The 10,397-nt window shown below is 44.6% G+C and carries 8 protein-coding genes; 4 read left to right on the top strand and 4 right to left on the bottom strand.

All coding sequences use genetic code 11. From position 1 onward, the window contains the following. Nucleotides 1-193, top strand: a 193-nt coding sequence (locus IM479_RS04140; RefSeq protein ID WP_287699239.1) for a zinc ribbon domain-containing protein, incomplete at its 5' end; no start/stop codon positions are given. Nucleotides 194-311: 118 nt separating this feature from the next. On the opposite strand, the gene hpsO is transcribed toward IM479_RS04140, so the two are convergent. The 4 genes from hpsO to glmM form a co-directional block, all read right to left on the bottom strand. Then, nucleotides 312-1,481: a hormogonium polysaccharide biosynthesis glycosyltransferase HpsO gene (gene hpsO / locus IM479_RS04135; protein ID WP_287685440.1), complete on the bottom strand. Its 1,170-nt coding sequence runs from the start codon at nt 1,479-1,481 to the stop codon at nt 312-314. After that, complete coding sequence (hpsN, locus tag IM479_RS04130) at nt 1,478-2,473, bottom strand: hormogonium polysaccharide biosynthesis glycosyltransferase HpsN (protein ID WP_287685438.1); 996 nt, start codon at nt 2,471-2,473, stop codon at nt 1,478-1,480. Before hpsN ends, hpsO begins: the two co-directional genes overlap by 4 nt. 139 nt (nt 2,474-2,612) lie before the next feature. Further along, entirely contained in the window at nt 2,613-4,340 is a 1,728-nt protein-coding gene (gene hpsL, locus IM479_RS04125) for a hormogonium polysaccharide biosynthesis protein HpsL (RefSeq protein WP_287685436.1), read from the bottom strand. 57 nt (nt 4,341-4,397) lie between these two features. Further along, complete coding sequence (gene glmM, locus IM479_RS04120) at nt 4,398-5,837, bottom strand: phosphoglucosamine mutase (RefSeq protein WP_287685435.1); 1,440 nt, start codon at nt 5,835-5,837, stop codon at nt 4,398-4,400. 366 nt (nt 5,838-6,203) lie between these two features. Here glmM and IM479_RS04115 point away from each other — a divergent pair, with 366 nt between their 5' ends. The 3 genes from IM479_RS04115 to IM479_RS04105 all read left to right on the top strand — a co-directional run bounded on the left by IM479_RS04115 (nt 6,204) and on the right by IM479_RS04105 (nt 9,986). Continuing rightward, nucleotides 6,204-7,145, top strand: a complete 942-nt coding sequence (locus tag IM479_RS04115) for a glycosyltransferase family 2 protein (protein WP_287685433.1) — start codon at nt 6,204-6,206, stop codon at nt 7,143-7,145. Nucleotides 7,146-7,449: 304 nt separating this feature from the next. Next, the gene (locus IM479_RS04110) at nt 7,450-8,859 is read left to right on the top strand and encodes a GumC domain-containing protein (RefSeq protein ID WP_287685431.1); all 1,410 of its coding nucleotides are present in this window, start codon (nt 7,450-7,452) and stop codon (nt 8,857-8,859) included. A gap of 428 nt (nt 8,860-9,287) precedes the next feature. Beyond that, nucleotides 9,288-9,986, top strand: a complete 699-nt coding sequence (locus tag IM479_RS04105) for a discoidin domain-containing protein (RefSeq protein WP_287685430.1) — start codon at nt 9,288-9,290, stop codon at nt 9,984-9,986. Nucleotides 9,987-10,397 lie beyond the last annotated feature (411 nt).

The raw sequence follows: 10,397 nt of genomic DNA, 5'->3' as shown, positions 1-10,397 counted from the left end.
GTTAGATGTTCGAGAATGGGACTGTCCAGACTGTGGGACTCACCATGACCGAGATATTAACGCTAGTAAAAACATTTTGGCCGCAGGACTTGCGGTGTCAGTCTGTAGAGCGACCATAAGACCAGAACAGAGTAAATCTGGGGCGGCAGGTGCGAAAAATCCTTCGGGAAAGAAGCAGAAACCTAAATCGTGAGGTTTGGGAATCGCCGTCCGTTTACGGCGGCGAGGATGTCAAAACCAGTTATCAGTGAGCAGTGAGCAGCTTTTTTCTTCCTGTTCCCCATCCCCCATCCCCCATCCCCTATCCCCCATCACCGAGGGAGTAATTGTTGATAGAAATCCAATTGTTTTTGAGCGAGGGCTTTATTAGTATAATTGGTCATTACTCTCTGATAACCCCTCTGGCCTAATTCTTGAGCGAAGCTGGGATTATCTAAGAGAGTTTGTATAGATTTAGCCAGTGCCTCCCCATCTTTTTCGGGAAAAATTAAACCCGTATCAGCAATAACAAAGGGGATTTCTCCCGAATCAGAACCAATAACAGGAACCTGACAGGCCATAGCTTCAATTAAGACATGACCGAATTGTTCTTTCCAACCGACGGCCGTTAAGGTTTTGACCTGATAGGTGATTTCTGAAGGCAAAACTAAAGTGTTCATCAGGTTAATATAATTAACTACTTGATCGTGGGGAACACTTTCCACTATCATCAAGCGATCGCTTATTCCTGCGGCTGTAGCTTCGCTGACTATTTTATCTTTCAGGATTCCCCGACCTAACAGTAATAATTTCCACTTACCTGTTAATTTAGCTACAGCTTTAATCAGCTTTAGAATGCCTTTCTCTTCCACAAAACGACCGATAAAACCAATCACGAATTCATCGTTTTCAATGCCTAAAGATCGGGCTAAATCGGGTTGCTTGCTGGGGGAAAAAAGAACTTCATCCACGCCTAATTGTGGTAAAACGGTGTATTTACCCCTGTAACCCCGTTCTTTTAAAACATCTACACCGTCCTGATTACCAGCGATTAAACCATCGGTATTTTTCAGGTTATAAGCTTCTAACCAAGAGATGGGAAATTTAGGAGTATAGGGAAGATTCCACCAAGTAAAAAATACATTTTTAGCCTGGAGATTTAAGAGACGATTCAGAGTAATAAATTGAGCATAAGCGAGAGATTTAGAACCCTGTTCCACTTGAATAATATCAGGTCTAAATTTTTGCAATAAAGTAATTATATCAGTGCCAAAAGTTAATAAAGCTTGGTTATTCTGGCTAAAATTAGAGATAGGAATGACTCGGAAATTGTCGGCTATTTTCGGTTGACTTTCAATGATTTTATTTTGGACTCCTCCCGGTTGCCAACGTTGGGGAACAACAATAGTAACTTCAATATTGGGATTTAATCTTGTCAGGGCGCGCAGTTTCTCACAGTTGAGATCAACGACATAGGTATGACTAGCGACTAAAATTTTCATAGATGATCTAGTTTTGTATAAATTTGGCCATCATTCCAGAGGGACTTTACTTGAGTTTTCAGAGCATCAAGAAAACCTAAACTATAAAAAATTCCCCTAGAGAGGATTTTAATCGGGGAACCACCCTTATTACAGGGAGGATTGCCAAGAACGTGACAATCAAATAATTTAGCGTAGAGTCGCAATTGTTGAGCGGGAGTGAGATTTTTCAGGGCCATCAGAAAGTGATTATGATAAAAAGTCGTCTGATAACTCAAAGAACGAGTGCTAATATCATGACAGCCGCCGGTTTCTTCGCCTAAATGAACCAGATAAGCGGTGGGATTGTACCATACATGATAGGGAGTCCGGCGTAACCTTAAGCAAAAATCCGATTCCTCGCGCACGGCACTGCCACGAAAGCGTTCATCGAACCAAATGCCGTATTTCGTAAATATATCCTTCCGGAAAGACATATTACAGCCCCGGGCCGAGATTACCTGCTGGGGTTTAGTGGTGTGGACAAGATCGATGTAATACCAAGCAATGCCCGGATCCATGGCTTGGGGGGGTAAAAAGTCGATTTCGTAGGGTTTGCCGGTATCTGTCGCCATTTTTTGGGAGTCACCCAATTTCATGCGATCGAATACCCGACCTGCCACTACACCTATCTCAGGGTTCTTGACAAAATTCTCACTATGTGCTTTGAGATAATTATCCGGTAGCCGCACATCATCATCGATAAAAAGAACGATATCGCCTTGGGCGCGACGGACTCCATAATTTCTCGCACCGGGTAAACTCGCCCAATCCAGCCGATACCAGCTAATTTTGTGCTGATTAGCCAGATTTTCCAGATAGGATTGTATGGCGGGGCTGTGGGTAGCGGTCTGGTCGATAACTAATACCTCAAAATCGGGGTAATCTTGTTTGAGTAGGTCATCGAGGGTATCTTTAAGAGGATCTTCGCGTCGATAGGTGGGTATGATGACAGAAATCGAGGGAAAATTCATAGCAGGGGATAGGTAGGGATTAGGGGATAGGGGATAGGGGATAGGGGATAGGGGATAGGGGATAGGGGATGGGGGAATTTCAACTAAAACCCCCCGCAACGCGCACGCAGTGACCCCCCTAAAACCCAAAACCCATATTTTAAACCAAAGAAACACCTTTGCGTTTAAAATTTAAGCTCTTTTTGGAGGATTTTGTTTCGGTTTCTCCCGCCAGAATTTTGGCTTCTTTTTCCTGTTTTTCGATCACGGGTAATCTAAAAATTACGCCCGCAAATATCCAGTAATAAACGCCCACAGGATCCGTATCGAGGGCATACCAATAGGGAAGATAGGCAACAAAGAGCAGCAAAACCCAATAACTACCGGCAAAACCTCGCAGAGTCGGATCTTTGAGGGAACGATAGGTGCGGAAGGCCAGATAAACTAGATGGGTCATGAATATCATGTACAAGGCAAAACCAATGTATCCCAACTCGAATAAAACTTTACTATGATAGGTTTCCACAAAGGAAATATCACCGAAAACCCTAGCAGAAGCTGTGGCCACACCGAGTCCACGACCTAAAATACCGCCCTGATTACGGATAGCAAAATCCAACTGTTCTTGAATAAAAGCGGTGGGGGGAGCCTGTTGCCAACGCCTGACGGCACTATCGTAGCGTTGTTGGACAAAATCCGGGTTAAGGAAAGAAAAACCGATAGCTAGAAGTAAAGCGGCGGCAAAAATGATCGGCAAAAATCTTTTTAAGTTAGCGATTTGTCCTGTAAGAATCGTCAGCAGACCAATAATCATCGGTACAGCAAAGAAAGCTAATCTTTGCCCAGAGACCACTGCATTAATAAAAACTAGAGTTAAACCCACTAGGGCTGCTAGTCGCCATTTTTGGGAAATTTCACTAAAGGCACTGGCATAACAAATCACGGCACTAGAGACCAAAAACCAAGCCCAGTGCCAGGGGGAAACAAACGTACCTGGTAGGCGGATCATATTCACTTCCGGACTATACACTAATGCCCCACCAACCAAACACCTTGCATCTAAGGTGGCTTTAAATAGTGTATCAGCCACGTAGCCTCTAGTTCCTACACAACGACCGGTTTTCAGCATCCAGTATTGCATTAGTCCTAGAACACAACAAATAATTACTAAAGTCACTAAAAGACGACTAAAAAATAATAGGGTCGGTTTGTCTTTGATTAAGTAATAAGTGCAGAAGATCAAGGGGACATAACCCAGCAAAACTTTAAATCCTAATATTCCTTGCAGAAAAGTCTCACTTGTCCGACAGGGAATCGCGCGCAAACGACCATCCCTAAAGATACTCATCCCAGCCACGGAATCGCAAGTAGGCAGAAATTGTCTCTGTAAATTGACTGCTAATAAACAGACTACACAGAAAACAAAGATTAATAATAGGGTTGTACCTAATTGTTTGGGGACAATAATTGGTAATTGCTTTTTTCGACATTCTAAAACTAAGGCGATTAAAGCGGGTAGATAAAAGATATCTTTACTGATCTGCAGGATGGGACTACCTCCCAACCAATAGATAATAGTGCCAGTGAAGGGGACATAGATAATAAATGCCCAAAGAGCCATGCGAGGATAGCTAAAGGAGAAAACTCCTAAAATCAAGGCTAAACTTACTGCAGCTCCTATGTTGGCATCAAATAATAAGCTGAGGGGTAATCCGAGCAAAATTCCCACACAAATGGCAAAAATAATCAACCCCGTTAACTTTTGTTTCTTTTGCCTTTCTTCTTTTTTGAGGGCAAGTTTCTCTTTGATGTTAAGCGGGGGACTATCAGCTTTTGTTTGGCCCTGTTTATGCTTTTTTTTCTGGCGATCGATACTTAGTCCGGTCATAATTATCCCTTGCTACGCTAGGCTAAGGGCATTATAATCCCTGTCCCCCTCGATCGACTACAAAAGATAGCTTCGCACCGCTTCCACTAGCCTTTCTGTCCAAAAATTGGCTAATTCTAGGGTTTCTGCTTCCACCATCACCCGAATTAAGGGTTCTGTCCCGGAAGCGCGCACCAAAATTCTGCCTTTTTCTGCCATAGCTGTCTCAGCTTTGAGGATTTCTCGCCGCAAAGGTTCACATTGCTGCCAATTACGTCGCACTTCTCTATCTTCCACCCGCACATTGCGTAAAATCTGCGGATAGGTGACAAAGCTATGATCGACTAAGTTAGCCAAGGAAACCGCCGATTTCTGCACTAAAGCCGCTAAATGTAGAGCGGTTTGCATTCCATCCCCGGAAACCCCGTAATGATGGCAGAGGATATGACCGGATTGTTCACCCCCTAGCATGGCTCCAGTTTCCCACATTTGCGCCTGAACGTGCTGATCGCCCACGGCAGTCCGCAATAATTGACCCCCCAGTTTTTGCCAAGCGCGTTCAAAACCTAAATTAGCCATCACCGTTGCTACTAATAACCCATCCGGTAGCTGTCCGGCTTCTAAGAGGGAACGACCCCAAAAATAGAGGATATAATCGCCATCTACTACTCTACCTTGACTATCCACGGCCAGGACCCGATCGGCATCGCCATCGAAGGCAAACCCTAAATCCGCTTGCTGATTAATCACCGCCGCCTGTAAGCTTTCTAAATGGGTAGAACCACAATTAACGTTAATGCGATCGCCATCGGCTCGATCGTGTAGGCAGATAACTTCCGCCCCCAAGGTTTGGAATACTAAAGGTGCTAGGTTAACGGCTGCCCCCCAAGCTAGATCCAAAACTATTTTTAATCCCGATAGGTTAATATCCTTCCCGACGGAAGCAATCACAGCTTGATAGTATTTTTGGATTAATTCGGGACAAAAAGTCGCTTTTCCCCAATTTACTGAGTTATCCGCTAATTCTAAATTGCCCCTTAAACCCGCTTCTATCTGTCCGGCTAAAGTGCCGGATAATTTTAAACCGCTGCTGTCAAAAAATTTAATGCCGTTGTCTTCGGGAGGATTATGACTGGCAGAAATCATGATCCCCCCCATCGCTTCGCTTTCTCTGGTTAAGTAGGCGACGCAGGGAGTGGGACATAATCCCAGTTGCCAGACTTCTATTCCCGCCCAAGTTAACCCAGCAGTGATAGCATTGGCTAACATATCACTGGAATTACGCGAATCTTGACCGATAATCACCGGTTTGGTGACACCAGCCTGATTTTTAAATACCTGTCCTGCCCAAAATCCGATTTGTAGTGCTAGGGGGGCAGTTAATAATTCTCCCACTTGGCCGCGAATTCCGTCCGTGCCAAACAGGGGGGATGGCGGTAATTCGATTAAACCCGTTAAGGATAACAGGGGATGCGATCGAACTTTTTGTCCATTTTGATACGATAGAGAAGCTACCATGGGCGATTCCTTTCCTCACACAACACACTCAGAGAATAACATGATCACCGATTTTTTCAAATCAATGTTCCCAGTTGACCTTAATCCTCCTTCCGGGGTTCCTTAGGCGGGGTGTAGTGTAGGGTGTGTGGGGTGTGGGGTCTGGGGTGATGGGGAAGTGGGGTGATGGGGAAGTGGGGAAGTGGGGAAGTGGGGTGATGGGGAAGTGGGGAAATTGAACTAAAACCCCAAAACCCCAAAACCCCAAAACCCCAAAACCTGACGACCGCCGACTGCCTCCTGAATAAAGATTGTTGATTTTTGCAGGAGGTCTAATCAAGGAACCGAGGTTATTTGGTAAGCTGAAACGGTAATCTTGACCCCCGAATGCCCGTGCTGATTAGTGTTGTTATCCCTACCTACAATCGCCAAGCAATTTTAAAAAAATGTTTACTAGCCCTAGAAAATCAGCGTTTAACCGATAATAAAGTGGAAAACTACGAAATAGTCCTTGTCGATGATGGCTCTACCGATGCGACGATCGCTTGGCTAGAAAGTCACAAAGGCAATTTACCCCATCTGCAACTGTGGCAACAGGATCACGGCGGACCAGCGATCGCTAGGAATCTGGGGGTAGAAAAAGCTAGTGGTGATACGATTATTTTTATCGATAGCGATCTGGTAGTGACAGAAAATTTTTTGCAAGCCCACGCCGACGCTTTAACCGCCGGGGCAGAAAGTCTCGGCAGCGATCGCTTATTTACCTACGGCAGTGTCATTAATACCTGTAACTTCGAGCATCCCACCAGTGAACCCTATAAAATCACCGATTTCTCCGCCGCCTATTTTGCCACGGGCAACGTGGCGATCGCTAAAAAATGGTTATTAGCGGCGGGATTATTTGATACCCAGTTTCAACTCTACGGTTGGGAAGATTTGGAATTAGGGGTGAGATTGAAGCAATTAGGACTAAAATTAATCAAATGTCCTGAAGCCGTTGGTTATCATTGGCATCCCCCCTTTAATCTCGCTCAAATTCCCAATCTCATCGATAAGGAAATTCAACGGGGACGAATGGGAGTGCTTTTTTATCAAAAACATCCCACCTGGGAAGTGCGGATGATGATTCAAATGACTTGGATTCATCGACTGTTGTGGGGTTTACTTTCCCTGGGGGGAACCCTGAATGAACGCAGCCTCTCCCCTCTGTTACAATGGTTGATCGATCGAGGTAAACCGCAATTAGCCCTAGAAATTGCCCGCATTTTTCTCAATTGGTACAACGTGCGCGGCGTTTATCAAGCTTATCGGGAAATACAGCTTCAGTGAAATGTCTTGCCGAACACCACCGACGGCGTTTCTCACAAAGACGAGGTATGACTGGATTTGGCATCGACAACCGACTCCCTAAAACCAGAGACTTTGTACCTCACCATCGAGATAACTGCCCTAAAGGTGAACATTTGCCGATAAAAAACTGAATATTTGCTTTCTTTTTCTGATAATTGCTGCCACAATCAAAAGCAATCGGCATAGAGAGCGGCGGAAAACACTGACCACATTTGCCCCTTGTGAATTATTCTCTGAGATTGGGCATATTAGAAGTAAATTTTCCTATAGGAGGAATCCCATAATGAATATCTTCGATATTTTAATCGGTTTTGTCGGTGGAGGTGCGATCGGGGGTGGGGCTTTATATGCCCTCCAAGAGGGAAAAATCAGGGAAGCACTACAGAAATATGCGAAAATTCGGACGGATTTAGGTGAAACCGAAGCGGAGTTAAAAGACAGCAAAGAACAGTTAAAACTACTCGCTCTCTCCGAAGAACGGATTCGCAATATCGAAGCCACCTATAGAGAAGAAGTTGCTAAATTGCAAAAAGAGTTAGAAGATAGCCAAGGACGTTTGCAAGAGATAGCCAGCGCAACTCCCGCTCAAGCGGTGGAAGTCGCCGATAAAACCCAAATTCAGCCACTTCAACCGGAATACGAAGCTAAAATCGAGGAATTGCGCCAAAGCTATCAAAGTCAAATACAAGAGATCATAGACGGGAAGCAAGGGGAAATGGAAGCCCTGCGTCAAAGTCAACAGGAGCAGATTCTAGAATTAGAAAAGGGCTATCAGTCGCAAATTCAACAACTAGAACAGGGTTATCAAAGCCAACTGTTGGAATTACAAAACGCCCGCCAAGCAGTAGTGGATGATCGAACCACTGAAATCGTCGAACCCTGGGATGATTTCCCCGATAGCCCCAGTGCCCAAGAAATAAATCCTTTTGATGATTTTATCACCGAAGAAACCCTAGTATTGGAACCAGAATTTGCCCCTGAAACGCCCCTAGAAACGCCGGTTTCAGAATCAGAATTCAGCAGTGAGATGAATCCTTTTGATGGTTTTATCACCGAAGAAACCCTAGTATTGGAACCAGAATTTGCCCCTGAAATGCCCCTAGAAACACCAGTTTCCGAGGAGACATTTGACGGTTTAAACAGCAGAGAAGAAACCTTAGTTTCTCCAGAAATGACTGAGAGCGAAGATTTTCCCGTCATGGAAGAACAAGCAATCTCTGACTGGGAGATGTCCGCTGCTGAGATAGAATTTCTCAACAGTTTAACATTAGAGGAAGAAACGAGAACTATAGGTAGTCTAGAAGAATTATCGGGTAATTACGGTCAGATTCAAGAAACCGTTAGCAGTGACACCATTTTCTCTGATTTATTAGCCCCCGACACCGAAAAATTCGCTGATAACCAAAATTTTCTAGATGACTTATTTGCTGATACCGATGACAGCAATAACCCCGAATTATTCGATTATTTTGCGGAAGAAACCCCTACAGTTGCATCTAACCGCCAAAATGTTGCTTCTGTTGCGAGTGACCAAGAAGAACTAGATTTCTTTCGTATGTTGGATAATGAAGAAATGGCTAATCTAGAATCCTTACCTTCTGACGAAGAACTGCCCCTTGATGATCTATTTAGCGATGATTTATTCTCGGATGGGGACAATAGCAAAACCACGAGGCTAGAATCTCATCAGTAGGCAGATTGCCCGCTATGAAGGCAGAAGACAGAATTTCTTCCCCAGCCGATTTCTGGCTTCTGACTTTTTTAATGGGACTTAGGCGTTTTCGGTCAGCAAAAAAGGCTTAAACCATTACGGGACAAAGGGTTAACCTCGATTTATGATTTTCCTTGATATATCTGGGTTTCAGCGATTTTGGGCTTGATCGAAGTAAATCCCAAGCGGGGATTGGAGTTGAGGCTTTTCTCGATTTGTTTTTTGTCTAAGTCCCACTAACTGCGTCACCAGATGGGCGTTTTCCCCGTGTCCCCCGATTCCCATACCATAGAATAGTAAAAAAATCTACATCAAAAGTAGTGGACATTGGCAAAAAAAACAAATACGATGTAGAAGGATACGTTGTATCCTTTTGACTGTACCTAGCCTTTAACTAAGGAGATCTTCCAGTGGAACTCACTATTAAAACCCTTGTTTTATCCACTGCCACTTTTGGCTTAATGTTGGGTGTAACACAAAACGCCCAAGCCGCTACTCTAATTCCTGGAGTCACTGCCTCAACGAACAACATATCAACTCAGTGGGCTCTAATCAATGCCGTCAACGGCCAGGGGCTGCCCGGTAACACTCCGAGTCTGACGGGAGTTCACGGGGAGTCGCTGAGTGGTAATTCTTGGCGGTCAAATATTTTAAGTAACACGGAGGGCACCACAATTCCCTCAGGTACTATCACTTTTAATCTCAATGGTAGCTATAATCTATCTGGGTTTACTTTCTGGAACCTTGGCGGTGGTAGTACCGCTCTTACCCGTCAGGGAATTAAAAATGTGACGATTGAATACTCCAACAACGGTGGAACAACTTGGAGTACCCTGAGTGGCGCTCCCAGTATGTTTGCTCAAGGAACTTCTGGTTCCCCAGCTACCAGCCAGGTCGCACAGCAGTTCAGTTTTGCCTCAGTCGCTGCAACTCATGTTAGATTTACTAATCTGAGTAACTTTGGGGGGTTCACTGACCCCGCGAACCAAAATCGTATTGGCTTCTCAGAGATTCAGTTTGCTGCAGGAACCAAAATCCCCGAACCATCTTCCTTGCTTGCTCTGTTAGCCTTTGGTTTAGCGGGTGTTAGTTTGGGAAAAAGAATTTAACTTAGTGTCAGCAGAAGTCCCTCGCTTTTAGCGATGGGATGAATGCCCAACACATAGACAATTCTCAAAAACCGATGCTCCGATAAACAGATCTTGACCACTATTCCTTAAGCGATAACCGAGCTTCGGCGGGCCCTGTTACCAGGAAAAGTATGGGTCTTAGGAACTAGGACGGATGCCGGGGTCGGGAAGGCAAGACTGGCTATCTTTCGAGGTAGAAAGCGCATCCCATTGAAGCAGGAAGCTCTCAACGACCTTGAGACTTTAGATAGTAGCGACTGTCTTGATTGTCAAGGGGTAACTCAAAAAACAATCAAGGAGTTGCTGTCGAACCTAAAATCTCAAGCCAGAAAAAAGCGCAGCAAAAACTAAGTCGCTCAGGTTAAACCAAAGCAAGCGCAACCCTTGATC

Origin of the sequence: Microcystis sp. M165S2 (assembly GCF_020245885.1) — a bacterium.
Taxonomy (GTDB): Bacteria; Cyanobacteriota; Cyanobacteriia; order Cyanobacteriales; family Microcystaceae; genus Microcystis.
This window is presented reverse-complemented; position numbering and strand designations above follow the sequence as displayed.